The sequence below is a fragment of the Sphingopyxis sp. A083 genome (genome assembly GCF_001468495.1).
In the GTDB taxonomy this organism is placed as follows: Bacteria; Pseudomonadota; Alphaproteobacteria; order Sphingomonadales; family Sphingomonadaceae; genus Sphingopyxis; species Sphingopyxis terrae.
The window spans coordinates 33,232-54,911 of sequence record NZ_LNSK01000014.1 but is presented as its reverse complement, the minus strand read 5'-3'; the positions used below and the strand labels follow the sequence as shown (position 1 = coordinate 54,911).

Genomic DNA, 21,680 nt, shown 5'->3' with positions numbered 1-21,680 from the left:
GTCGGCCTTTAAGGTGGCGCGGCGCGTCTTTTGTACCGGTACGGACAAAAAATTTCAGGGGATCACGCGGCCATCGTCGCGGCGCGGCATCGGGGCGATGAGCGGGAGCAAAAGACCGGTAAAAGTCAGCCATCCGGCCGCGGTAAAAAGTGCCGTCGGCAGGTCGGTCAGATCGGCGAGCGTCCCGAGCAGCCAGGCGCCGAGCGCCATCGCGCCGAAGGTTACCGCCTGATAGATCGACAGGCAGCGGCCCAATATCTCTTCGGGCGAGCGGAGTTGCATGGCCACGTTGAGCGTGGTCAGTGTCGAAACCCAGGCCGCCCCGGCGACAAAGGCGGTCGCCAGCAGCGGCGGCAGCGTCAGCGCCGTGGCCGCCGGCACCATCGCGGCGGCAAAGACCAAGGACGCGATGCTGACAACCCGGTCACTGCCCCAGCGTTTCCGGGCTTCGCCGACCCAGAGCGCGGCGAAGATCGACCCTGCGCCGAACGCGGCGAGGCAGAGGCCGTAGATGATCTCGGTTCCGTGCAGCCGATCGCGGACGAGCGAGGGCAGCAGCGCCGAAAAGGCAGCGCCGGCGATGCCGAAGGCAAAGCCGCGCGTCAGCACGCGGCGCAGCGGGCTCGAGCGGGCGCAATAGCCGATGCCGATCGCGATCGCGCCCAATATGGGGGTGCGCCGCGGCGGCGTGACTTCGGGGTGCCAGCGCAGCAGGACGACGATCAGCGCCAGATAACTGAGCGCATTGATCCCGAAGGCGGTGGCGGGGCCGGTCAGCGAGATGAGCAAGCCGCCAAGCGCCGGGCCGGCGCTGCGCGCGAGGTTGAAAGCGACGCTGTTGAGCGTGATCGCCTGTGGTAGATCCTTCGGCCCGACCTGCAATCGCACCGATGCCTGCCATGCAGGGCCGTTGAGCGCGGTACCGCACCCGACCGCGAGCGTGAAGCCGAGCAGCAGCAGCGGCGTCAGCGCCCCCATCCACGCCGTGACGGTCAGCGCTGCCGACACGATCAGCATCGCGCTTTGCGCCGCCAGCATGATCCGGCGGCGATCGAAATTGTCCGCGATTGCCCCGGCAAAGACGCCGAGCAACATGATCGGGATTGTCGCGCTCGCCTGCACCAGCGCGATGAGCAGATGCGAGCCGGTGAGCTCGGTCATCAGCCAGGCGGCGCCGACCGACTGGATCATCGACCCGATATTGGACGCCAGATTGGCGATCCAGATCGCGCGGAACGCAGGATAGCGAAAAGGCGCGAAGGGAGAGGATGCCCGGGGTGTCGTTGGCGCGTTCACCCCTCCGCGCTAGCTTTTGCGGCCGCGAGACGCAATATGGAGGCGATGCGGATGTTCGATTCCGACCTGCGCCGCCGTGTTGGCGTCTTCCTGGCGTGGCTGGCGCTCGTTGCGCTCGGCGCGGGCGGCCTCGTGCGTGATGCCTCAGCCCCGGCCCGGCTGGTCGATCAAACCGCCGCCGCCATCGCGGGAGCGCCCTATGATGGCGGGCATCCTTTCGTCCGTGCCGGCGGCCTTACGCTCAGCGCGCATTATCGCGCCGGCGACGATGACCGGCATCCGGTGGGCGGCGATCCCGCCACGCTGTCCGCCGCGCCGCCAGCATTGCCCGCCGTCGGACTGTTCCGGCCCGACTTCGGCCGGGTCGCCGCTGGCTGGACTCACCGTGCTGCCGCGGCGCCCTATTCGGCGCGCGCGCCGCCGATGATTGCCATCTGATCGACGGGCCGTGCGCCGCCGTGCGCCGGCCGATCCTTGCCCCCAGTGCGGAGGGCGATCATCGATGGAATTTGAACATGACCGAACCAATTGCCGCCGGGCCTCCGCTCGGCGCCGACGCGCTGCGCGCCGAGGATATATTTCGCCGTTATCCCGATGTGTCCGAAGAGGAGGTCGCGCACGCGCTCGCCTTTCTCAAGACCGGACGTCATCTCGAGGTCGGACGCGTCACCGGAACCCCTGATCTGCGCGCGAATGTTGCGGCCTTTCGCGCCCGGTACGGTGCGAAGCTCACATTGGGCGTTGCCGACTATCTGAAGTTCGCGGTCGGCGTGACGCTGTTTATCGGCGGGCTCTTCCTCGTGCTCGGGCGCTGGTAGGGGCAGGGCGGCGGGGGTGCGGACTGTCAGCCGCAATCCCGCCGCCTTTTCGCGACGCTGACCGGCGCAAATATTCCTGCGCCGCCCACTGGCGCGCCGGGAATTGACTGGTTACATGGGCCGCCACCGAACGAATCGCGTGTGCCGCCCGCCGCCGCGGGGTCAGGCGCCGCCCGCACCAGAAAGTGGCACCCATGGAAATCTTCACCGGCCTGACCTTCGACGATGTGCTGCTGGTGCCGGGCCCGTCGGACATTCTGCCCTCGGACGCCAATCTGTCGACCCGGCTGACCAGCGAGATCAGCCTCAACATTCCGATCCTGTCGTCGGCGATGGACACGGTTACCGAGGCCGACATGGCGATCCTGATGGCGCAGATCGGCGGCATCGGCGTCCTCCACCGCAATCTGACCGTCGAGGAACAGGCCGCGGCGGTGCGCCAGGTGAAGCGCTTTGAAAGCGGGATGATCGTCAATCCCATCACCATCACGCCCGACGCCCCCTTGTCCTATGCCACCGCGCTGATGGCGCAGCACCGCATTTCGGGGATTCCGGTGGTCGAGACCGGCGGGAAGCTGGTCGGCATCCTCACGCACCGCGACGTGCGCTTTGCCGATAATCCGGGCCAGCCGGTGCGCGAATTGATGACTGCGGAAAATCTGGCGACGGTCCGCGCGGGCGTCAGTCAGGAAGAGGCGCGCAAGCTGCTCCACCAGCGGCGCATCGAAAAGCTGCTCGTCGTCGATGAGGATTATCGCTGCATCGGCCTGATCACCGTCAAGGATATGGAAAAGGCGGTCAACTTCCCCGATGCGACCAAGGACGAGAGCGGCCGGTTGCGCGTTGCCGCCGCGACCAACACCGGCGACACCGGGGTCGAACGGGCCGAGGCGCTGCTCGATGCCGAATGCGATCTGATCGTGGTCGATACCGCGCACGGTCACAGCAAGATGGTTGGCGCGACCGTCGAGAAGATCAAGAAGCTGTCGAACCGGGTCCAAGTGCTGGCGGGCAATGTCGCGACCGGTGAAGCGACGCGCGCGCTGATCGACGCGGGCGCCGACGGGGTGAAGGTCGGCATTGGTCCGGGATCGATCTGCACGACGCGGATCGTCGCCGGGGTCGGCGTGCCGCAGCTCACCGCGATCCTCGACAGCGTCGAAGTTGCGGCCAAGCATGGCGTTCCGGTCATCGCCGATGGCGGTTTGCGCACCTCGGGCGACATCGCCAAGGCGCTGGCGGCCGGGGCGTCGAGCGTCATGGTCGGATCGCTGCTCGCCGGGACGGCCGAGGCGCCGGGCGAAACCTTCCTCTACCAGGGGCGCACCTACAAGAGCTACCGCGGCATGGGCAGCGTCGGGGCGATGGCACGCGGCAGCGCCGACCGCTATTTCCAGCAGGACATCAAGGACCAGATGAAGCTGGTTCCCGAAGGCATCGAAGGCCAGGTACCGTTCAAGGGCGCGGCGAAGGATGTCATCCACCAGCTCGTCGGCGGCGTGAAGGCGGCGATGGGTTATACGGGCAGCCGCACGCTGCCCGATTTCCGCGAGCGCGCCAAATTCGTGCGCATCACCAATGCGGGCCTGCGCGAAAGCCATGTCCATGATGTGTCGATCACGCGCGAGGCACCGAATTATCCGGCGGGCTGAGGCCATCGCATGACCCCCGCCGCGCGCGTCCAGACCGCGATCGAGATTCTCGATACCATCGCTGCCGCGGCGCGCGAGGGCGGGGCGCCCGCCGACGCCCTGTTTGCCGAGGCTATGCGGGCACGGCGCTATGCGGGATCGAAGGACCGGCGCGCGATCCGCGGCCACGTCTATGACGCGATCCGCGCGGTGCGGTCGGTGCCGGTGTCGGGGCGCGCGGCGATGCTCGCGCTCGCCGACCGCGATCCGGCGCTCGCGGCGCTGTTCGACGGATCGCCTTACGGGCCCGCGCCGATAGGCAGCGACGAGCCGCGCGCCGAAACCGGCGTCGTCGCGTCGGCGCTTGCCGAATTGTTCGATCCGCTGATCGAGAGCGCGGAAGAGGAGGCGATGCTCGAACGCGCACCGCTCGACTTGCGCGCCAACCGCCTGAAGGCGTCGCGCGACGAGCTTGCCGAACTTTTTCCCGAGGGGCGCGCGATCGAGGGCACGCCCGACGGCTGGCGTCTGCCGCCCGAAACCGCGGCGATCCAGCATCCCGCCTACGAAGGTGGCACGTTCGAGGTGCAGGATGCGGCGAGCCAATATGCGGCGGCGGCGCTGGGTGCCGAAGCGGGCGCACGCATCGTCGACCTGTGCGCCGGGGGCGGCGGCAAGGCGCTCGCTATTGCGTCGTTGACCGGCGATGCCGCCGACATATTGGCATGCGACGTCAATCGCGCGCGGCTCCAGCAATTGCCGCCCCGTGCGGAGCGGGCGGGGGCAACGCGGATCGAGACGCGCCTGCTCGATCCGGGGAAGGAAGCGGCGATGCTGGCCGATTGGTGCGGCAAGGCGACGCATGTTTTCGTCGATGCACCCTGTTCGGGCAGCGGCACCTGGCGGCGCAGCCCCGAACTGCGCTGGCGGCTGACGCCGGCGCGCCTCGACCGCCATATGGCCGATCAGGCGAACCTGCTCGCCATCGGTGCCGATCTGGTGGCGCCGGGCGGCAAACTCCTTTATGCTGTCTGCTCGATCATCGCGCGCGAGGGGCGGGCACAGGTGCAAGCGTTTCTGGACCGACATCGGGGCTGGACCGCCGACAGTGGCTATTTGCCGGACGGCATCGCGCGCGCCGCGGGCGCGGGCTATCTGTTCACCCCGGCGCACGACCGATGCGACGGCTTTTTCCTCGCACGGCTGACCGCGCCATGTTAGCGTCGCCGCAAATGAAGCGATGGGAGAATGCGATGCGCATCAGTTTACTGGCCCTTGGCGCCGGTCTTGTTCTGGCCAGCCTGCCTGTAGCCTCCGATGCGCAGCGTGCCGACAATGATATCCTGCCTCAGTCCGTAGCGCTGATGAACCAGGGCCAGGCGGCGCAGGCGAAGGGCGATCTCGACGCCGCGATCGACGCCTATGAATCGGCGCTTGCCGCCGACCCGCGCAACCGTTCGGCGATCATCGCGCTGGCGCAGGTCGCGCGCGCGCAGGGCCTGCCGGGCAAGGCCATCGGCCTTTATCGCGAGGCGCTGCTGCTCGAACCCAACGACATCGCCGCGCTGGCGGGGCAGGGCGAAGCGCTCGCCGACAAGGGCGCGATCGAACTGGCGCGCGAAAAGCTCGCCGACGTCCAGCGGCTGTGCAAGGATAAATGCCCGCAGGTCGCGGCGCTCGAAAAGGCAATCGCCAATGGCGACACGAAGCGCGTCGTCGCGGCAGAGGCAATCACGCCCAAACCCGTCGTCGCGACCGTGACGCCCAGCCAGAACTGAGGCAGCCAAAACTGAGGCAGCCAGAACTGGGCGCGGCGCGCCGCTTGCGCTCCCCTATTTATAGATGCACGCGTCCAGACCATCGCGCCGGACCTGGCCGATGCGCGCCGCGATCATATTGCCGTAACGGCGCGTGAAGCCCGACGGACTGATTGCCTCGCGCTTTTTGGGGAGCGGCAGGATCGCGGCAATGCGCGCGGCCTCGGCCGGGCTGAGGCGGTTCGCACCATGGTTGAAATAGCGCCGGGCGCCCGCTTCGACGCCATAAGTGCCGATCCCCGTCTCGGCGACGTTCAGATAGACTTCCATGATCCGCCGTTTGCTCCAGAAGGTTTCGATCAGGAAGGTGAACCAAACTTCCGGCACCTTGCGCAGATAGCGGGTCCAGCCGCTGCCCTGCCACAGAAAGACATTTTTTGCCGTCTGCTGGCTGATCGTCGACCCGCCGCGCAGCCGCTTGCCCTTGGCATTGCGCTCGATCGCATCTTCGATGGCTTCGGTGTCGAAGCCGTTATGGGTGCAGAACTTTCCATCCTCGGCGGCGATGGCGGCGCGGATCATGTTGCGGTCGATCGCCGAAAGGCTCGTCCAGTCCTTGGTGATGCCGTTGCTGTCGGCGAGCATGGTGAAGGTGACGGGCGGCGGCACCACCGCATAGACGAGCACCCACGCTGCCGACACTAGGGCGAACCATAGGAGCCATTTGAAGGGCCGGAGATACCAGGGGAGCGTGCGCTTTCTTGCGCGGGATCGGGATGCCATGCCGGGCAAATTAACCGCTCGCGCGCCTGAGGCAAGCGCGCGATCGGAACAAGACCGCTAACCTCGCCCCCAACCGGCGCGGGCGCGAGGATTAGCGTTCAGGCGCCGATTAGGCGGCGTTCACCGGCAAGCTTGAGCATCGCCTTTTGCAGCTTTTCGAAGGCACGCACCTCGATCTGACGGACGCGTTCGCGGCTGACGTCATAGACCTGGCTCAGATCCTCGAGCGTTTTCGGGTCGTCAGTCAGGCGCCGTTCGGTCAGGATGTGGCGTTCGCGCTCGTTGAGCGTTGCGAGCGCTTCGGTGAGCAGCTCGTGCCGCACGTCGCGTTCTTCGGCCTCGGCCACGCGCTCGTCCTGAAGCGGGCCTTCGTCGCCGAGCAGGTCCTGCCACTGGCTGTCGCCATCCTCGCCCATCGGCACGTTGAGCGACGTGTCGCCGCCCATCGCCATGCGGCGGTTCATGCTGACCACCTCATCCTCGGTGACGCCCAGATCCTTTGCGATCTTGGCGACGTTTTCGGGGCTGAGATCGCCGTCCTCGAACGCCTCGAGATTATTCTTCATCCGGCGCAGGTTGAAGAACAGCTTCTTCTGGGCCGCGGTAGTGCCCATCTTGACAAGACTCCACGAGCGCAGGATGAATTCCTGGATCGAGGCGCGGATCCACCACATCGCATAGGTGGCGAGACGGAAGCCGCGTTCGGGATCAAATTTCTTCACGCCCTGCATCAGCCCGATATTGCCTTCGCTGATCAGTTCGCTGACCGGCAGGCCATAGCCGCGATAGCCCATCGCGATCTTAGCGACGAGACGCAGGTGCGAGGTGACGAGCTGCGCCGCAGCTTCGCTGTCGCCATGCTCCTGAAAGCGCTTGGCGAGCATATATTCCTGCTCGGGCGTCAGAAGCGGAAATTTGCGGATTTCGGCCAGATAGCGGTTCAGGCTCGCCTCACCGCCGAGCGCGGGCACCACTGCCGGAACATTGCTTTTGTTAGCCATGGAGAGTGTCTTCCCTAAAACCTGAAAATATCCTGCCGCGATTGCCTTTCGCGGTCAAAATAGATTTTCATTCGAAACCTAAACGCGCAGTTCATCGATCAGTTCCCGCATGTCCGCTGGGAGTTCGCTGTCGAGCGCGATGCTGTTACCGGTCACCGGATGAATAAAGCCCAAATGGGCTGCATGCAACGCCTGACGCGCGAAATGACGTGCTTTCAGCAAGTCCGAAAGTGGCTTTCGGGCGCGCCCATAGACCGGATCGCCGACGAGCGGGTGGCCGATATGCGCCATATGGACGCGAACCTGATGCGTGCGGCCCGTTTCCAGCCGGCATTCCACCAAAGTTGCGTCTCGCAGCGGCTCGATCGTCCGGTAATGGGTGATCGCATGTTTGCCGCGGCCCGGCTCGACCACCGCCATCTTCTTGCGATTGACGCTCGACCGGCCGAGCGCGGCCTCTACCGTGCCGTTGGCGGGCATCGGGCGACCGGTCGCGATCGCGAGATAGCGGCGGTCGATGCTGTGCGCGGCGAATTGCTTCGCCAGCCCCTCATGCGCCTTGTCATGTTTCGCGGCGACGATCAGTCCGCTCGTACCCTTGTCGATACGGTGGACGATGCCGGGGCGCGCGACGCCGCCGATTCCCGACAATTGTCCGGCGCAATGATGGAGCAGCGCGTTGACCATCGTGCCGTCGAGATTGCCGGCGGCAGGATGAACGACCATCCCCGCGGGCTTGTCGACCACAATCAGATGCTCGTCTTCAAAGGCGATGACGAGATTCATGTCCTGCGCCACATTATGCGCGGGGGCGGGGGCGGGCAGGCGCAGTTCGAGCTTCGCCGGTGCGGATGCCTTGGCGGCGGGATCCCACAGGATGCGCCCGCCGGCATCGGTAACGCGGCCGCCCTTGATCAGCGTCTTGACGCGCTCGCGCGACAGGCTGGGCAAAGCCTCCGCCAGCGCCCGGTCGAGCCGCAACCCGGCCGCGCTGTCGCCCAACGCCACGGTCAGAATGTCGTCGTCCCCCTTCATTGGTCGTCATGTGGCCCCGTCCGGGCAATATTCAAGGGGATGGCGCTTGCCCTGAAGGGGGCCGCTGCCCTAGGAGCGGCGGTGCCGGAAACTGCCGAGCTTGGGGAGCCACTGCATCCATGACCGACGATCGCGTCGATTTCGCCTCGATGATGGCCTCGCGCCTGTGTCACGACCTGCTGAGCCCCGTCGGGGCCTTTGCCAACGGCCTCGAGCTGCTGGCCGATGAAAAAGACCCCGAGATGCGGGCGCGGGTGCTCGACCTGCTCGAACAAAGCGCACGGACATCGGCGGCGAAGCTCAAATTCTTCCGGCTCGCCTTCGGATCGGCGGGCGGCTTCGGCGAAGCGGTGCCGCCGACCGAAGCGAAGGGCGCGATCGAAGGGATCATGGCCGACCGCCCGATCACGCTCAACTGGATGATCGGCGAGGACGCGCTGCCCAAACCGGCGGTCAAGATCATCCTCAACCTCGCGCTGATTCTGGTCGATGCGCTGGTCCGCGGCGGACGGCTCGACATCGGCTGCGAGCGGCAGGGCGAAAATATCGAGATCGCGTTGCATGCCGAGGCCGAGCGCATCCTGGTCGATGCCGACGTCGAACGCATCCTCGCGGAAGGCGAGGCGGCCGCCGCGATGACTTCGCGAACCGCTCCCGCGGTGCTCGTTCAGGCGGTGGCGGCACAGAATAACGGCACCGTGATGCTGGCGCGCGAAACGCCGACGTCGTTGCTCGTCGGCGCGGTGCTGCGGCCCGCCGGGTAAAGCGCTCCTTAACCATTGTCGGTCATGGTTGCGCCTTGATTTTGGGGCGCAGCGGAACCGCGATGGACGATCTTCTGAACGATTTTCTGGCTGAAACGTCGGAAATCCTTGCCGATGCCGGCGGGGCGCTGGTCGTGTGGGAGGCCGATCCCGCCGACCGGGCGCAGCTCGATTCCATCTTTCGGATGATGCACACGATCAAGGGAAGCTCGGGCTTTCTGGCTTTGCCGCGCGTGACCGCGCTTTCGCATGCCGCCGAAGAGGCGCTCGACCAGGTTCGCCGCGGTCATCGCGCGCCCGACGCTGCGCTCGTCACCGGCGTGCTCGCCATCGTCGATCGACTGTCGATGCTGTGCGAGCGGTTGGCGAGCGAAGGCGCCGAGCCGGCGGGTGAGGATGGCGACGTTATCGCGTCCCTGTCGGGCGATGCGCCTGATCCGGTGCAGGCGGACGCGGCACCCGCGGTTCCGGCGGCGATCCGGATGCGGCGCGACGACGATATCATCACCGAATTGCAGGGCTGGCGGTCGATCCGCGTGCCGCTGCCGCTGCTCGACAGCGTGATGACGGGGGTTACCGACATCGTGCTCGCACGCAATGAATTTGCGCGGATGCTGCGCGAGTCTGGAGCCGATGCGGCACTGATCGGCGCGTTCGACCGCCTTTCCGATTCGATCGCGGGGATGCGCCAGTCGGTCAGCCAGATGCGGATGCAGCGTATCGACAAGCTGTTCGCGCCGCTGCCGCGCATCGTGCGCGATCTGGCGCAGGAACTGGGCAAGAAGGTCCATTTCGATACGAGTGGCGGCGAGGTCGAGCTCGACCGCGAGATGATGGAGAATATTCGCGATCCGTTGATCCATATCGTCCGCAACGCCATCGATCACGGGATCGAGGCGCTCGACGAGCGCGTCGCGGCGGGCAAGGATATCACCGCCACCATCAGGGTTTCGGCGCGCCAGTCGGGTAATCAGATCGAAATCGAAGTGCGCGACGACGGGCGCGGCCTGTCGCCCGACGCGCTGGTTGCCAAGGCGATCGCCAACCGGCTGCTTTCGGCGGCCGACGCACGGACGCTGACGCCGGCCGAAAAACTGGAGCTGATCTTTCGTCCGGGCTTTTCGACCGCAGCGCAAATCACGGAAATTTCCGGCCGCGGCGTCGGCATGGACATCGTCAAGGCGAATGTCGAAAAGATCGGCGGCCTTGTCGAACTGCGCAATGAAGAGGGGCGCGGCCTGTCGGTGTTGCTGCGCGTTCCGATGACGCTGACGATCATTTCGGGGCTGATGGTGCGCGCAGCAGGGCAATATTTTGCCATTCCGCGCGGATCGGTGCGCGAAATCCTGCTCGAAACGAACGACAGTGTTCGCATCGAGCGGCTCGGTGGCGGCGAAATCGCAACGGTGCGCGGCGAGCAATTCCCCTTGCTGCGGCTCGAGGATGTGCTGGCGCGTCAGCGCGGCGACGACGACGATGTCGACGACCGCGCGCTCGTCATCATCCGGCCGGGGCAGGGGCAGAGCTATGCGCTCAGCGTCGCGGCGATCCACGACCATGAGGAACTGGTCATCAAGCCCGCCGCGCCCATGATCATGGCGACCGGCCTTTATGCGGGCACCACGCTGCCCGACAACGGCCGGCCGGTGCTGTTGCTCGATGTTCAGGGGCTGCTCGCGGCGTCGGGCGTCGATGCCGGTGAAGCCGGCCGCAGTCAGGACCGCGCCGACGAACGCGAGGCGCAGGCCGAACGGGCGCGCAACGCGACGCAGTTGCTGCTGTTCCGCGAGGCCGACGGCCGCACGCGCGGCGTCTGCCTGTCGGTGATCGAACGGGTCGAGGAAGTGCCCCAATCGGCGCTGTTCGAAAGCGGCGGCGCCGTTCGGGTGCAGGTTGGCGACGAGATATTCCCCGTCCACGCGGCAACGGTGCCGGCCGGCGAGGCGGCGGTGAAACTGCTGCGACTGTACGACGGCGATACCGTGATCTGTTACCCGATCGCGGCGGTGATCGACATCGTGCGCCTGCCCGACGTGGTTGAACCCGCATCGGCGCCGGGCCTGATCGCGGGTGTGGTGCTGGTCGGCGGCGAGCCGGTCGAACTCATCGATCCTTTCTGGATCATGGAATGTCACGCCGGCGGCCGCACCGCTGTCGCGGGCCGCGCGCCGCTGTGCCGGCTCGTGGGCGATGCCGACGGGTGGGGCGAGAATTTCCTGGCGCCGCTGCTGCGCGGCGCGGGCTACCGCGTCGCCACCGCCGCCGACGCGGGCGAGGAGGCCGATGTGATGCTGTGCCTGACCGAAAGCGGACAGGGCTGCGGCCATGATGCGGGCGATCTTCCCGTCATCTGCTTGCGGTCGGCAGTGGTTTCGGCAAGCCCCGAGGGCGCGAGCGTCTATCGCTACGACCGTGCGGGCTTGCTCGCTGCGCTGCGCCGTAAGGTCGGAGGAGCGCGGTCATGATGGAAAAGCTGTATCTGATCGCGCGCATCGCCGACACGCGCGTCGCGCTGCGCTCGCGCTCGATCAACTCGGTCGTCACGGTCGGGGCGCCGGTCGAAGTGCCGGGCGCGCCGCCGCACGTCGCGGGCCTGTTCGCGCTGCGCAGCCGCGTCTTCACGCTGATCGACCCGCATGTCGTCGTCGGCCTGCCGCCGGTGGCGGTCGCGAGCGGGCAGCGGGTGATCGTCGTCGATGTCGCGGAACATGGCTACGCACTGCTTGCCGACGAAATCGAGGATGTGTGCTTCATCGACGCGGCCGAGACGCGCCTGGCCGGCAAGCTGATGCCGGGATGGGCGCGCGTCGCCGAAGCGATGATCGAGCATGAGGGCGCGTCGCTGCTCGTGGTCGATCCGTCGCATTTTATCGTACCGCCCGCGCTTAAGGCAGCGTGATGCGGGCCGTATTAACATAGTGGACACCCCTTCGCCGTAACGTGGCGTAAATTCCGGGGTCGGAGGAATAAATGTCGAAATCCTGTCTGGTCGTCGATGACAGCAAAGTCATTCGCAAGGTCGCGCGACATATTCTTGAAAGCATGTCCTTTTCGGTCGACGAAGCGGCCGACGGGCAGGAGGCGCTGACCTTCTGCCGCGCCAATCGGCCCGACGTGATCCTGCTCGACTGGAACATGCCGGTGATGAGCGGGATGGAATTTCTCGGCGCCTTCAACGATCTCGATTTCGGGATCGAGGAGCGCCCGCGCGTCGTCTTTTGCACGACCGAAAACAGCATCGACCATATCCGCGCCGCGATCGAGGCCGGAGCCGACGAATATGTCATGAAGCCGTTCGATCGCGAGACGCTGGAAGGGAAACTGCAACTCGTCGGCGTTGCCTGAGCCCGGACGTGTCGCTGCCCCAATCTTCGCTGACTGATCCCAAGGTCGAAACCGACATACCGGCGGCGCGCACGGTTCGCGTGATGCTGGTCGACGACAGCCTGGTCGTCCGCAGCATCCTTGAGCGCATTGTCGACGGTACGCCGGGGCTGACGGTGTGTGCCTCGGTCGCATCGGCGCATGATGCGCTTGCCTTTCTGGCGACCGAGCCCGTCGATGTCGTGGTGCTCGATATCGAAATGCCGGGGATGAACGGGATCGACGCGCTGCCGCATATCCTGCGCAGCGCCGTGAACGCCCGTGTCCTGATCCTGTCGTCGAACTGCGTCGAGGGCGGCCCGTCCGCGATCGACGCGCTCTCGCTCGGCGCGAGCGATACGCTGGCAAAGCCGGGGCGGGGCAGCTTTTCGGGTCGCTTCGCCGAGATTCTGACCGACCGAATCCTGTCGCTCGGCCAGCGGCAGCCGATCCCGCCCGAGGCGCGGCTCGCCCGCCGCGAAATTCCGCCACCGGCCCAGGTGGCATTCGATGCGGCGGCGCCGCTCGCCTGCATCGCGGTCGCGGCCTCGACCGGCGGCATTCCGGCCTTCACCAACTTCCTCGCCAATCTCGATCCGCGGATTTCGGCGCCGATCCTGCTGACCCAGCATCTGCCCGATGCCTTCATGGAATTTTACGCGCGCCAGATTGCAACGATGACGGCGCGCACCGTCCGCGTCGCGGCGGCGGGAATGCCGGTGTTGCCGAACCATATCTATCTTGCCCCCGGCGATGCCCATCTGATGGTCGTCAATGCAGGGCGGCGGCAGGAAATCGCGCTCGATCGCCGTCCGGTCGACAATGGCTGTTGCCCCTCCGCCGACCCGATGCTGGCTTCGGTCGCCGACGTCTATGGAGCCGGCGGTGTGGCCGTCGTGCTGAGCGGCATGGGCCGCGACGGGGCGACCGGCGCGGCGCGGCTGAAGGATGCGGGCGGCACGGTCCTCGCGCAGGCGCCCGAAAGCTGCGTCATCTGGGGGATGCCCGGTGCCGTTGCCAAGGCGGGGATTGCCGCGGCGACGCTCAACCCCGACGCGATCGCGCTGATGCTCGGCGCCTATCTTGGCGGCAGCAAAAAGTCATGATGGGCGGCGGTGCCAGCGAGTCCGCTTATCGCGTGCTGATGGGGGTACTCGAATCGCGCACCGGCCAGACGCTGTCGCCGAACCGGATATGGCGGATCGAAATGTCGCTGAAGCCGGTGATGCAGCGCCACGGTATCGCCGATCTCGACGCGCTCGTCGCATCGCTCGTCACCTCGACCAGCCGGCAACTGCTCGACGACACGGTCGATGCGATGCTCAACAACGAAACCTATTTCTACCGCGAACACAGTGTGTTCGATGACATAGCGAAGACCGCGCTTGAGCATATTCGCGAAACCAATGCGGCCAAGCGGCGCGTCACGATCTGGCATTGCGGCGTGTCGACCGGCCAGGAAGCCTATTCGATGGCGATGCTGCTCGCCGAACAGGGCGAGCAATGGGCGGGGTGGCAGGTCGATGTCGTCGGCACCGACGTCAGCTATCATGCGATCAGGCGCGCGCGCGTCGGGCTGTACAGCCAGTTCGAGATTCAGCGCGGTCTCCCGGTGCAGCGCATGGTGCGATGGTTCGACCAGACCGAAGGCGGCTGGCTTGCCAAGGCCGACCTCAGGCGCCGGATCGACTTTTCGGTGCAGAATATGCTCGTCGATCGCCCGCCGCTTGCCAGCCCGGCCGATCTCATCTTTTGCCGCAACCTGTTGCTCTATTTCTCGCTGCCGATGCGGCAGAAGGCCTTCGCGCGGCTGCGTTCTGTCGCCGCGCCGCAAAGCTTTCTGGTGCTGGGGGCGGGCGAGACGGTGCTCGGCCAGACCGACCAGTTCGTGTCGAGCCGCCGCCTGCGCGGGCTTTACGAGCCCGCCGACCAGCAGGTGCGCGCGCCGGTCGCGGCCTGACCTTGCAATTTGCGCCCGACTGGCGCAAGCGAACACAAGGCAGGGCAGGAATGGGCCGCGACACGCATGAGCGACTTTATCGAACGCTGGTCACCCAATTTCGACGAGCGCGCGCTGCCCATCTCGATGATCGTGCTGCATTATACCGGCATGAAGACCGGCGCCGAAGCCCTTGATCGGCTTGCCGATCCCGAGGCGAAGGTGTCGGCGCATTATGTCGTCAGCGAGGACGGCCAGATCACCCATATGGTGCCCGATGACAAGCGCGCTTGGCACGCGGGCAAGTCCCACTGGCGCGGGATCAGCGACATCAATTCGGCGAGCGTCGGGATCGAGATCGTCAATCCCGGTCATGAATTCGGCTATGTTCCCTTTCCCGACCCGCAAGTCGCCTCGGTCGTGCGGCTCGTTCATCAGATCAAGGACCGCCACGCGATCACGCGCGGCAATGTCGTCGGTCATTCGGACATCGCGCCGACGCGCAAACAGGATCCCGGCGAGCTTTTTCCGTGGGGCGAACTGGCGCGCCGGCGCCTGGCGCTGCCGCGGCCGACCAAGAAACTGACCGATCCGCTATGGACGGACGCCGGCTTCCTGCTCGCGCTCGAACGTTTCGGCTATGATGTCACCGACGGCTTTGCCGCGACCGTCGCCTTTCAGCGCCGTTTCCGCCCCGAACTGATCGACGGAACGATCGACGGCGAATGCCGCGCGATCCTGCTCGCGCTGCTGCTGCCGCAGCCCGAGGGTGATTGATCGGCTGGGAGTGACCGGAAACGACCGATTGCGGACGTAGGCCTCATGGCTTTATGTGGGAACATGGATATCGCCACTCGCACATCGCGGAAGACGCTGCCGTTACCGGTGGAACGGGAGTCATTAGAGCTCGGGCTATTGTTTTCAGATGATGAGGCCGAACGGATAAAGCGTGGCCACATTCCAAAGGACATGGACGATAAATGGTTCATTTTCTTCGAGGAGGGCTGGCTCTATTTTCACCGATCATGGACTGGTCACTGCATATATGGCGTTCGGCTCGACGGATCACCAAGCGGCGTTCGTGTCATTGAAGCGTGGGCTAGTCGCAACAAGGATGAATACAATTCGCCCGGCGTTGAAACCGATTTGCGAATGATCGAGCAGTTGATAGCTACCCGCCTTCTTGTCTAATCGAACGTCCTCTTCCCACCCCACTTCCGCCGTTCGCGCAATCGCTCGCAATCGGCGCTCGTTCGCGCTATAACCGCATAAGGCCAGAGGGTCGGGCGATCGCCGCCGCGCAAGCGGGGGAGGAAAGTCCGGGCTCCACGGAAACCACGGTGCCGGATAACGTCCGGCGGCTTCGGGCAACCGGAGCAAGGGAAAGTGCCACAGAGAGCAGACCGCCAATGGCTTCGGCCCGGCGAAAGGTGAAAGGGTGCGGTAAGAGCGCACCGCGCGGACGGTAACGGACGCGGCACGGCAAACCCCACCGGGAGCAAGGTCGAATAGGGATGGCACGAGGTGACTCAGGGCTGGTTCCGGCCCCGCCGTCCGGGTTGACTGCTTGAGCGTCCGGGCAACCGGCCGCCTAGAGGAATGATCGCCCATCCCCGGCAACGGGGTGGACAGAACCCGGCTTACAGACCCTCTGGCTTCACTCTCCCATCCCCGCGCGCCCCGCGCGCGGGAACCGCGCTGTCCAGCCCCGCGTTGGATGCAGACAGTCTGAAGGGAGACGAACCATGAAAGTCGTCGACGACCATGTCGAAGTGACCGACGAAGAAGCCAGCAGTGGCGTCAAAGGTCATGGTGTGCGCTATGTCCTTGCGATTTCACTGTTTCTGGCGGTAATCGTGCTGTCGATAGTGTGGATTATCCCGGCGCTGATGGGGCAGGGGCAATAGTCATTTCGCCGCTGCGTCGAACGCATCTTCGCCGCTGGGCGCGTCTTCCATCCAATAGACGCGGATCGGGCGGCGAAAACGCTTGAGTCCCGTTTTTTGATAGGACGCATTTTCGCCTGACCCGCTTAGCTTGAGCGTGGAGGTGATGACGTCGCCGGTCAGCAGATTCCAGCTCAGTTCGCTGCCGTCGTGCGCGAAGGTGCGGCTATACATCGTCGCATCGAGGCCGATGAGCTTCATCCGCCCAGCCTCCGGGTCGAGCCGAAAGCGATAGGTCGCCGTCGTCGCGGTCGTTCCGCCGGTCAGGTCCTTGACCACCAGAACGCCCTTCGCGACCGACATCTCCGCCGCGCCGAGCGGATAGGCGTCGAGGTCGAGCATGCCCAGCGGCGCATGGCCGAAATCGATCTTGCCCTTGCCGGCCAGGCGAACGCGCAATGTCCTTTTGTCGTCACCGCGGACGATATAGGCGATGTCGTCGACGCCATCGCTATTCAGGTCGCCCGCGATGCGCGTTTCAAGCTCTTCGCCGCGGCTTAGGTCAGCCTTGATCTGTGCATCGCCCGGCGGCTGCATCGCCTGGGTACCATTTGCCGCCAGCGACAATGCAACGACGATAATTCCCCGCATCGACCCATCTCCTTGCGTGACGATCGGATATCCTCGCACGATCTTTCGCGTGTCGCTGTGATCTGGCGCACAGACGGCGGGAGCCGCGATTACGGATAGGCGATGGCGACGATTTCCCATTCCTTGGGCCCGGCGGGGAGTTGGACTGTGCGCAAATCGCCGGTTGCGGCGCCGCGCAGCGCCCGGGCGAGCGGACTGTTCCAGCCGATCCGGCCGGCGCCCGCATCCGCCTCATCGTCGCCGACCAGCGTGACGGTGCGGCGCGCATCCTCCTCGTCCGCGAGTTCGACCGTGGCGCCGAACCAGATGCGGCCTTTGTCGGGCTGTTCCGCGGGATCGATAACGCGCGCTGCCTTCATTCGGCGCGCAAGGAAGGACAGCCGCCGGTCGATCTCGCGCAACCGTTTGCGGCCGTAGATATAGTCGCCATTCTCGCTGCGGTCGCCGTGGCCGGCGGCCCAGCTGATCGTTTCGACGAGCTTGGGACGTTCGGTTGCGAACAGCAGATCATATTCGGCGCGCAGCGCGGCGAAGCCCGAAGGGCTGATGATATTGGTCTTGTCCCCCGCCATCGACCGGTCAGCCGGGTGTGCGCTTGCCGAGATAGAAGCTCAGCGGTGCATTGGGCAGCGACCGGTCGCCGTCGCGCAGTGTGTCGTAGACGACCGCATTTTCGAGCACGCGCTGCACATAGTTGCGCGTTTCGAAAATCGGAATCGCCTCGATCCAGTCGATCATGTCGACCGTGCCCGATCGCGGATCGCCATTGGCGCGCAGCCATTTGTTCACATTGCCGGGACCGGCGTTGTAGGCCGCGACCGCGAGCGGATAGCTGCCGCCGAAATAGCTGAGCATCTGCTGAAAATAGGTCGATCCCAACGTCATATTATAATTGGTGTCGCTGGTCAGCGAGCTCGCGTCGTAGCCGAGGCCGAGCTTGTTTGCGACTTCGCGCGCGGTTCCCGGCATCAGCTGCATCATCCCGCGCGCGCCGGCGTGACTGATCGCCTGGCGGTCGAACTGGCTTTCCTGACGGGTGATCGCGTGGATGAAGGTCCAGTTGCTTTCCTGCCCCGCCGGGACACGCACCGTGGGGAAGCCCGAAACCTCGACCGCGTCGAGGCTGTTCGCCTGCGCGCTGCGGCCGATCATGACGCCGAGGTCGGGACGGCCGATCGACGCGGCGAGCTGGCCCGCCAGAACATGGTCGGTCGGCGTCGTCGCGCGCTGCGCCAGCGCCCGGAGGAACAGCGACTGTTCACGCCAGGCGCCGATCTCGCCCAGCGCGCGCGCGGCGCGCACCAGCCGGTCGTCATCGAACGCCTCGCGCTCGGATGCGCTGACCCGGATCGTCGGGACGGGCGCCGGCTTGGGCTGGCGACGGCCAAGCCGTTCGAGTGAGAGCTGGCCGTAAAACTGGTCATAATGTTCGGCAGCGTCGGCGAAATGCGCGTTGGCCGCAGCCGTGTCGCCCGCTGCGAGCGCGGCGCGGCCGGCCCAGTAAAAGCCCTTGGTGCGCGTCTGCGCCGAGCGTGCGGCTTCGCCATAAGCGCGGAACAGTCGCACCGCTTCGCCCGGCCGGCCAAGGCTCTTGTAGGCGAGCTGGCCTGCGAGCCATGCCAGCGAGGTATAATCGTCGCGCACGCCGAGCGGCTGTTCGCGCACGACCGTCCCCGACGGCAGCGCGTCATCAAGCTGCCGCGCGATATTATAGGCGGTCGTCTTGTCGCCCGCGGCGTCGGCCTGACGCGCATTGGTGAGCAGGGTTTCGAGCCATTCCTCGGCATCGGTGGGTGCCGAGGCCAGATTGCGCGGCCCGGCGAGCAGCGCGCGCGCTTCGCCGACGCGGCCGGCCTTGCGCAGCCACGTTGCCTTGTCGGCGATATAGCCGGGATCGGTGCGGGTCAGCGACGGATATTGCGCTTCGATCGCCGACGCCTGCATCGCGGCATCGACCGCGCCGCTGCGCATTGCCAGCCGCGCCGCGAAGATCGGCCGCCGGTCGGGCGAGGTGAAGGCGAGTTGGCGCGAGGCGGGGCCGGTCGCGCCCAGCCATAGCAGCTTGTCCATGCGGGCATCATGATCGGCAAGCGAGATCGCGCCTGGGAAGAGGCTGAGCACCCGGCTGACCTCCGCCTCGTCGAGCGTGCCGCCGGTCCAGGCGCGGCGCACCGCGGCATAGGCTTCGTCGCGGCGGCCCGACGCGTTGAGCGCCAGCGCCATGCGCAGTTCGCCGCTCGCAGTGCGCGGCGGAAAAGCCTGGAAATAGGCGAGGGTACGCGCGGGATCGAAGCTGTCGATCGCGATCGCCTTTTCGGCGCGGACGCGCATCTTGTCGGCATCGGGCCAGTCGCGATTGGCCATCAGGAACCGCGAAAGCCGGTCGAAGGACGCGTTCTGGTCCTGCGTCAGCCGCCGCCATTCGAGCACCGCATCGCCGACGGTGTTGGTGGCGCTCGGCGGCGAGGTCGAGACCGACGCGAGCCCCATCTGGGCGCGATACCACGCCATCTGATCGGGCGTCAGTTCGCTCGCGGTGGCGACCGATGGGACAAGCAGCGCTGCGGCGAGCGCGAGGCGGGAAATTGGGGGCAGCGAAAACATGCCGGCCATGTTAGTGGCAAACTCCTTGCAGGGCGCTGAATAGGCGTTCATGACGCGGCGCGCTGACCGGATTCTATCGGTGAAAGCGGCTTTTTGTAAAGGAGCGGAGCATGTTCTCGGGGTCGATTCCCGCTTTGGTGACGCCATTTCGCGACGGTGCGTTGGATATGCAGGCCTTTGCCCGCCTCGTCGACTGGCAGATCAAAGAGGGAACGAGCGCGCTTGTGCCGTGCGGCACCACCGGCGAGAGCCCGACGCTGAGCTTCGACGAACATTATCGCATCATCGACGCGTGCATCGAGGCGGCGGCGGGACGGGTGCCGGTAATCGCCGGCTGCGGGTCGAACGACACCGCCACCGCGATCCGCCACATGCGTCATGCGCAGGCCGCTGGAGCGAGCGCCGCGCTGATCGTCGCGCCCTATTACAACCGGCCGACGCAGGAAGGCATGCTCGCCCATTTCAGGGCGCTCGCCGACGCGAGCGATCTGCCGATCGTCGTCTACAACGTCCCCGGCCGCACCGTCGCCGACATCAGCGCCGAAACCATGTGCAAGCTTGCCGAAATTCCGACGGTCGTCGCGACCAAGGACGCGAGCGGCGATCTTGCGCGCGTGACGATGCACCGCGCAGGGGCGGGCGCCGATTTTTGCCAGCTCAGTGGGAACGACGACTTGTGGTTGCCGCACGCCGTTCTGGGCGGGGCGGGCTGCATTTCGGTCACCGCCAATGTCGCGCCGCGCCTGTGCGCCGATTTCGCCGCCGCCTGCGCCGCGGGCGACTGGGCGCGCGCGCTGGTCCTGCACGACCGGCTGTTTCCGCTGCACAAGGCGATGTTCACCGACGCGTCACCGGCGCCGGTCAAATATGCGCTGTCACGGGTGCACGACTGGTTTTCGCCCGATGTGCGCCTACCTATCATTCCGGCGTCCGCTGCATCGCGCGCCGCCGTCGATGCCGCACTGGTTTCGGCGGGCGTTCTCTAGGTTTCAGGTTTTCTTCATTCATGGCCCGTCCGCAATCCGCCCCCGAATTCGACAAGAAGAAGGTCGTCGCCGAAAACCGGCGGGCGCGCTTCGACTATGCCATCGACCAGGTGTTCGAGGCGGGGATCGCGCTGCAGGGCACCGAGGTGAAATCGCTGCGCTTCGGCGAGGGGACGATCGCCGAAAGCTATGCCGAAGTCGCGGGCGGCGAGGTGTGGCTGATCAACGCCAACATCCCCGAATTCAGCCATGGCAACCGCTTCAATCACGAGCCGCGCCGGCCCCGTAAGCTGCTGCTCAATACGCGCGAAATCAATAAATTGCACGCGGCGGTGGCCCGGCAAGGGATGACGCTGGTGCCCTTGAGCGTATATTTCAACGGACGCGGGCGCGCGAAGGTCGAACTCGCGCTCGCCAAGGGCAAGAAGGCGCACGATAAACGCGAGTCGATCAAGGAACGCGACTGGAAGCGCGACAAGCAGCGATTGATGAAGGAACGGGGATGAGCGGGGGGAAGCCGCGCGACAAGGCGGCGGTGATGAACTGGATCAAGCGCCACTCGCCGTCGCGTGAGGAGCTGCTCGAAAGCCGGTTCGTCAAGCCCTTTGCCCATCGCGTCGCGCATAGCCATTTGTGGCGCTTCACCCGCACCTCGGTGCGCCGCGGCACCGCGCTCGGCCTGTTCGTCGGCATCTTTTTCCTGATTCCCGGCGCGCAGATACTGGGCGTGGCGCTGCTTGCGCTGCCTTTCCGCGCCAATATCCCGATCGGCGTCGCGATGACCTTCCTGTCCAACCCTGCAACGACGCCGCTGCTGATCGCCGCGGCGGTATGGCTCGGCAATGATCTGTTCGGGCTGCATGCCAATGTCGCAACCTTCTCGATCATGATCGACAAGGGCGCATCGGTCGGCGAATGGGCGCGCTGGCTGTTGTCCGACGCCGCGCCGGCTCTGATCGCGGGTCTCTTCGTGATCTCGGTCGTCACCGCAGTCGTCGGCTTCCTGCTCGCAGCGGTGATCTGGGACAATTGGATCCGCCTGCGCTGGCGGCGCAAGTTGCGCCGTGCGCGCGACCAACGACTTGAGTCATCGACGAGCGACACGGCGGCCGGTTGATCGCCCGCCGTCAGCTTTTATAGCTGTCTCCATCGCAGGAGCCGCGCCG

24 protein-coding genes and 1 other RNA gene are annotated in these 21,680 nt (G+C 65.9%); 18 read left to right on the top strand and 7 right to left on the bottom strand.

Annotated elements, in window-relative coordinates; genetic code table 11:
• Positions 1-54: 54 nt before the first annotated feature.
• Positions 55-1,296, bottom strand: a complete 1,242-nt coding sequence (locus tag ATE59_RS16315) for an MFS transporter (protein ID WP_003050241.1) — start codon at positions 1,294-1,296, stop codon at positions 55-57.
• A gap of 51 nt (positions 1,297-1,347) precedes the next feature.
• Here ATE59_RS16315 and ATE59_RS16310 point away from each other — a divergent pair, with 51 nt between their 5' ends.
• The 5 genes from ATE59_RS16310 (at position 1,348) to ATE59_RS16290 (ending at position 5,523) form a co-directional block, all read left to right on the top strand.
• The gene (locus ATE59_RS16310) at positions 1,348-1,734 is read left to right on the top strand and encodes a hypothetical protein (RefSeq protein ID WP_156416824.1); all 387 of its coding nucleotides are present in this window, start codon (positions 1,348-1,350) and stop codon (positions 1,732-1,734) included.
• Positions 1,735-1,811: 77 nt separating this feature from the next.
• Complete coding sequence (locus ATE59_RS16305; protein WP_003050246.1) at positions 1,812-2,114, top strand: hypothetical protein; 303 nt, start codon at positions 1,812-1,814, stop codon at positions 2,112-2,114.
• A 194-nt stretch (positions 2,115-2,308) separates the two neighbouring features.
• Positions 2,309-3,766: an IMP dehydrogenase gene (guaB, locus tag ATE59_RS16300; protein ID WP_058813334.1), complete on the top strand. Its 1,458-nt coding sequence runs from the start codon at positions 2,309-2,311 to the stop codon at positions 3,764-3,766.
• A 9-nt stretch (positions 3,767-3,775) separates the two neighbouring features.
• On the top strand, positions 3,776-4,966 hold the full coding sequence (locus ATE59_RS16295; RefSeq protein WP_058813333.1) for an RsmB/NOP family class I SAM-dependent RNA methyltransferase: 1,191 nt from the start codon (positions 3,776-3,778) through the stop codon (positions 4,964-4,966).
• Positions 4,967-4,998: 32 nt separating this feature from the next.
• Positions 4,999-5,523, top strand: coding sequence for a tetratricopeptide repeat protein (locus ATE59_RS16290; protein WP_003050253.1), 525 nt, complete (start codon positions 4,999-5,001; stop codon positions 5,521-5,523).
• Between the two features lie 54 nt (positions 5,524-5,577).
• Here the strand turns inward: ATE59_RS16290 and mtgA are convergent, their stop codons facing one another.
• From mtgA to ATE59_RS16275, 3 genes are all read right to left on the bottom strand, one after another.
• A complete protein-coding gene (gene mtgA / locus ATE59_RS16285; protein WP_058813332.1) occupies positions 5,578-6,285 on the bottom strand; it encodes a monofunctional biosynthetic peptidoglycan transglycosylase in 708 nt (235 codons plus the stop codon).
• Positions 6,286-6,383: 98 nt separating this feature from the next.
• Positions 6,384-7,286, bottom strand: coding sequence for an RNA polymerase sigma factor RpoH (gene rpoH, locus ATE59_RS16280; RefSeq protein ID WP_003050258.1), 903 nt, complete (start codon positions 7,284-7,286; stop codon positions 6,384-6,386).
• A 78-nt stretch (positions 7,287-7,364) separates the two neighbouring features.
• Positions 7,365-8,321 (bottom strand): RluA family pseudouridine synthase, encoded by a 957-nt coding sequence (locus ATE59_RS16275; protein ID WP_058813331.1) that lies wholly within the window; start codon positions 8,319-8,321, stop codon positions 7,365-7,367.
• Positions 8,322-8,440: 119 nt separating this feature from the next.
• Here ATE59_RS16275 and ATE59_RS16270 point away from each other — a divergent pair, with 119 nt between their 5' ends.
• The 10 genes from ATE59_RS16270 (at position 8,441) to ATE59_RS18075 (ending at position 16,294) form a co-directional block, all read left to right on the top strand.
• Positions 8,441-9,085: a histidine phosphotransferase family protein gene (locus ATE59_RS16270; RefSeq protein ID WP_003050265.1), complete on the top strand. Its 645-nt coding sequence runs from the start codon at positions 8,441-8,443 to the stop codon at positions 9,083-9,085.
• A 62-nt stretch (positions 9,086-9,147) separates the two neighbouring features.
• Positions 9,148-11,550, top strand: a complete 2,403-nt coding sequence (locus ATE59_RS16265; RefSeq protein WP_058813330.1) for a chemotaxis protein CheA — start codon at positions 9,148-9,150, stop codon at positions 11,548-11,550.
• Positions 11,547-11,984 (top strand): chemotaxis protein CheW, encoded by a 438-nt coding sequence (locus ATE59_RS16260; protein WP_120649320.1) that lies wholly within the window; start codon positions 11,547-11,549, stop codon positions 11,982-11,984. The genes ATE59_RS16265 and ATE59_RS16260 overlap by 4 nt, the downstream gene beginning before the upstream one ends.
• A gap of 71 nt (positions 11,985-12,055) precedes the next feature.
• On the top strand, positions 12,056-12,430 hold the full coding sequence (locus ATE59_RS16255) for a response regulator (protein ID WP_003050271.1): 375 nt from the start codon (positions 12,056-12,058) through the stop codon (positions 12,428-12,430).
• A gap of 8 nt (positions 12,431-12,438) precedes the next feature.
• The gene (gene cheB, locus ATE59_RS16250) at positions 12,439-13,554 is read left to right on the top strand and encodes a chemotaxis-specific protein-glutamate methyltransferase CheB (RefSeq protein WP_058813329.1); all 1,116 of its coding nucleotides are present in this window, start codon (positions 12,439-12,441) and stop codon (positions 13,552-13,554) included.
• Complete coding sequence (locus tag ATE59_RS16245) at positions 13,551-14,408, top strand: CheR family methyltransferase (protein WP_231737465.1); 858 nt, start codon at positions 13,551-13,553, stop codon at positions 14,406-14,408. The genes cheB and ATE59_RS16245 overlap by 4 nt, the downstream gene beginning before the upstream one ends.
• 66 nt (positions 14,409-14,474) lie before the next feature.
• A complete protein-coding gene (locus ATE59_RS16240) occupies positions 14,475-15,164 on the top strand; it encodes an N-acetylmuramoyl-L-alanine amidase (protein WP_003050281.1) in 690 nt (229 codons plus the stop codon).
• 63 nt (positions 15,165-15,227) lie between these two features.
• Positions 15,228-15,578 (top strand): hypothetical protein, encoded by a 351-nt coding sequence (locus tag ATE59_RS16235; protein ID WP_003051725.1) that lies wholly within the window; start codon positions 15,228-15,230, stop codon positions 15,576-15,578.
• An 83-nt stretch (positions 15,579-15,661) separates the two neighbouring features.
• Positions 15,662-16,046, top strand: an RNA gene (gene rnpB / locus ATE59_RS16360) — RNase P RNA component class A.
• Between the two features lie 86 nt (positions 16,047-16,132).
• Entirely contained in the window at positions 16,133-16,294 is a 162-nt protein-coding gene (locus ATE59_RS18075) for a hypothetical protein (protein ID WP_162928206.1), read from the top strand.
• Here ATE59_RS18075 and ATE59_RS16230 read toward each other — a convergent pair whose 3' ends face one another.
• The 3 genes from ATE59_RS16230 to ATE59_RS16220 all read right to left on the bottom strand — a co-directional run bounded on the left by ATE59_RS16230 (position 16,295) and on the right by ATE59_RS16220 (position 19,537).
• Positions 16,295-16,924 (bottom strand): hypothetical protein, encoded by a 630-nt coding sequence (locus ATE59_RS16230; RefSeq protein WP_058813327.1) that lies wholly within the window; start codon positions 16,922-16,924, stop codon positions 16,295-16,297. It abuts the gene before it with no gap.
• Positions 16,925-17,013: 89 nt separating this feature from the next.
• Positions 17,014-17,496 (bottom strand): transcription elongation factor GreB, encoded by a 483-nt coding sequence (greB, locus tag ATE59_RS16225; protein ID WP_058813326.1) that lies wholly within the window; start codon positions 17,494-17,496, stop codon positions 17,014-17,016.
• Positions 17,497-17,503: 7 nt separating this feature from the next.
• On the bottom strand, positions 17,504-19,537 hold the full coding sequence (locus tag ATE59_RS16220) for a lytic transglycosylase domain-containing protein (RefSeq protein WP_058813325.1): 2,034 nt from the start codon (positions 19,535-19,537) through the stop codon (positions 17,504-17,506).
• Positions 19,538-19,638: 101 nt separating this feature from the next.
• On the opposite strand from ATE59_RS16220, the gene dapA reads away from it, so the two are divergent.
• The 3 genes from dapA to ATE59_RS16205 are packed head-to-tail and all read left to right on the top strand — an operon-like array spanning position 19,639 to position 21,631.
• Positions 19,639-20,514 (top strand): 4-hydroxy-tetrahydrodipicolinate synthase, encoded by an 876-nt coding sequence (gene dapA, locus ATE59_RS16215; protein WP_058813324.1) that lies wholly within the window; start codon positions 19,639-19,641, stop codon positions 20,512-20,514.
• Between the two features lie 20 nt (positions 20,515-20,534).
• Complete coding sequence (gene smpB, locus ATE59_RS16210) at positions 20,535-21,020, top strand: SsrA-binding protein SmpB (RefSeq protein ID WP_003050298.1); 486 nt, start codon at positions 20,535-20,537, stop codon at positions 21,018-21,020.
• Complete coding sequence (locus ATE59_RS16205) at positions 21,017-21,631, top strand: DUF2062 domain-containing protein (protein WP_003050300.1); 615 nt, start codon at positions 21,017-21,019, stop codon at positions 21,629-21,631. The genes smpB and ATE59_RS16205 overlap by 4 nt, the downstream gene beginning before the upstream one ends.
• Positions 21,632-21,680 lie beyond the last annotated feature (49 nt).

Bases quoted from the DNA above. Each gene is read 5' to 3' on its own strand.
- dapA (WP_058813324.1), top strand. From the start codon at position 19,639: ATGTTCTCGGGGTCGATTCCCGCTTTGGTGACGCCATTTCGCGACGGT.
- smpB (WP_003050298.1), top strand. From the start codon at position 20,535: ATGGCCCGTCCGCAATCCGCCCCCGAATTCGACAAGAAGAAGGTCGTC.
- ATE59_RS16310 (WP_156416824.1), top strand. From the start codon at position 1,348: ATGTTCGATTCCGACCTGCGCCGCCGTGTTGGCGTCTTCCTGGCGTGG.
- ATE59_RS16205 (WP_003050300.1), top strand. From the start codon at position 21,017: ATGAGCGGGGGGAAGCCGCGCGACAAGGCGGCGGTGATGAACTGGATC.
- ATE59_RS16305 (WP_003050246.1), top strand. From the start codon at position 1,812: ATGACCGAACCAATTGCCGCCGGGCCTCCGCTCGGCGCCGACGCGCTG.
- greB (WP_058813326.1), bottom strand. From the start codon at position 17,496: ATGGCGGGGGACAAGACCAATATCATCAGCCCTTCGGGCTTCGCCGCG.
- rpoH (WP_003050258.1), bottom strand. From the start codon at position 7,286: ATGGCTAACAAAAGCAATGTTCCGGCAGTGGTGCCCGCGCTCGGCGGT.
- guaB (WP_058813334.1), top strand. From the start codon at position 2,309: ATGGAAATCTTCACCGGCCTGACCTTCGACGATGTGCTGCTGGTGCCG.
- ATE59_RS16255 (WP_003050271.1), top strand. From the start codon at position 12,056: ATGTCGAAATCCTGTCTGGTCGTCGATGACAGCAAAGTCATTCGCAAG.
- ATE59_RS16220 (WP_058813325.1), bottom strand. From the start codon at position 19,537: ATGGCCGGCATGTTTTCGCTGCCCCCAATTTCCCGCCTCGCGCTCGCC.
- ATE59_RS16265 (WP_058813330.1), top strand. From the start codon at position 9,148: ATGGACGATCTTCTGAACGATTTTCTGGCTGAAACGTCGGAAATCCTT.
- ATE59_RS16270 (WP_003050265.1), top strand. From the start codon at position 8,441: ATGACCGACGATCGCGTCGATTTCGCCTCGATGATGGCCTCGCGCCTG.
- ATE59_RS16275 (WP_058813331.1), bottom strand. From the start codon at position 8,321: ATGAAGGGGGACGACGACATTCTGACCGTGGCGTTGGGCGACAGCGCG.
- ATE59_RS18075 (WP_162928206.1), top strand. From the start codon at position 16,133: ATGAAAGTCGTCGACGACCATGTCGAAGTGACCGACGAAGAAGCCAGC.
- ATE59_RS16230 (WP_058813327.1), bottom strand. From the start codon at position 16,924: ATGCGGGGAATTATCGTCGTTGCATTGTCGCTGGCGGCAAATGGTACC.
- mtgA (WP_058813332.1), bottom strand. From the start codon at position 6,285: ATGGCATCCCGATCCCGCGCAAGAAAGCGCACGCTCCCCTGGTATCTC.
- ATE59_RS16295 (WP_058813333.1), top strand. From the start codon at position 3,776: ATGACCCCCGCCGCGCGCGTCCAGACCGCGATCGAGATTCTCGATACC.
- ATE59_RS16235 (WP_003051725.1), top strand. From the start codon at position 15,228: ATGGATATCGCCACTCGCACATCGCGGAAGACGCTGCCGTTACCGGTG.
- ATE59_RS16290 (WP_003050253.1), top strand. From the start codon at position 4,999: ATGCGCATCAGTTTACTGGCCCTTGGCGCCGGTCTTGTTCTGGCCAGC.
- ATE59_RS16240 (WP_003050281.1), top strand. From the start codon at position 14,475: ATGAGCGACTTTATCGAACGCTGGTCACCCAATTTCGACGAGCGCGCG.
- ATE59_RS16245 (WP_231737465.1), top strand. From the start codon at position 13,551: ATGATGGGCGGCGGTGCCAGCGAGTCCGCTTATCGCGTGCTGATGGGG.
- ATE59_RS16260 (WP_120649320.1), top strand. From the start codon at position 11,547: ATGATGGAAAAGCTGTATCTGATCGCGCGCATCGCCGACACGCGCGTC.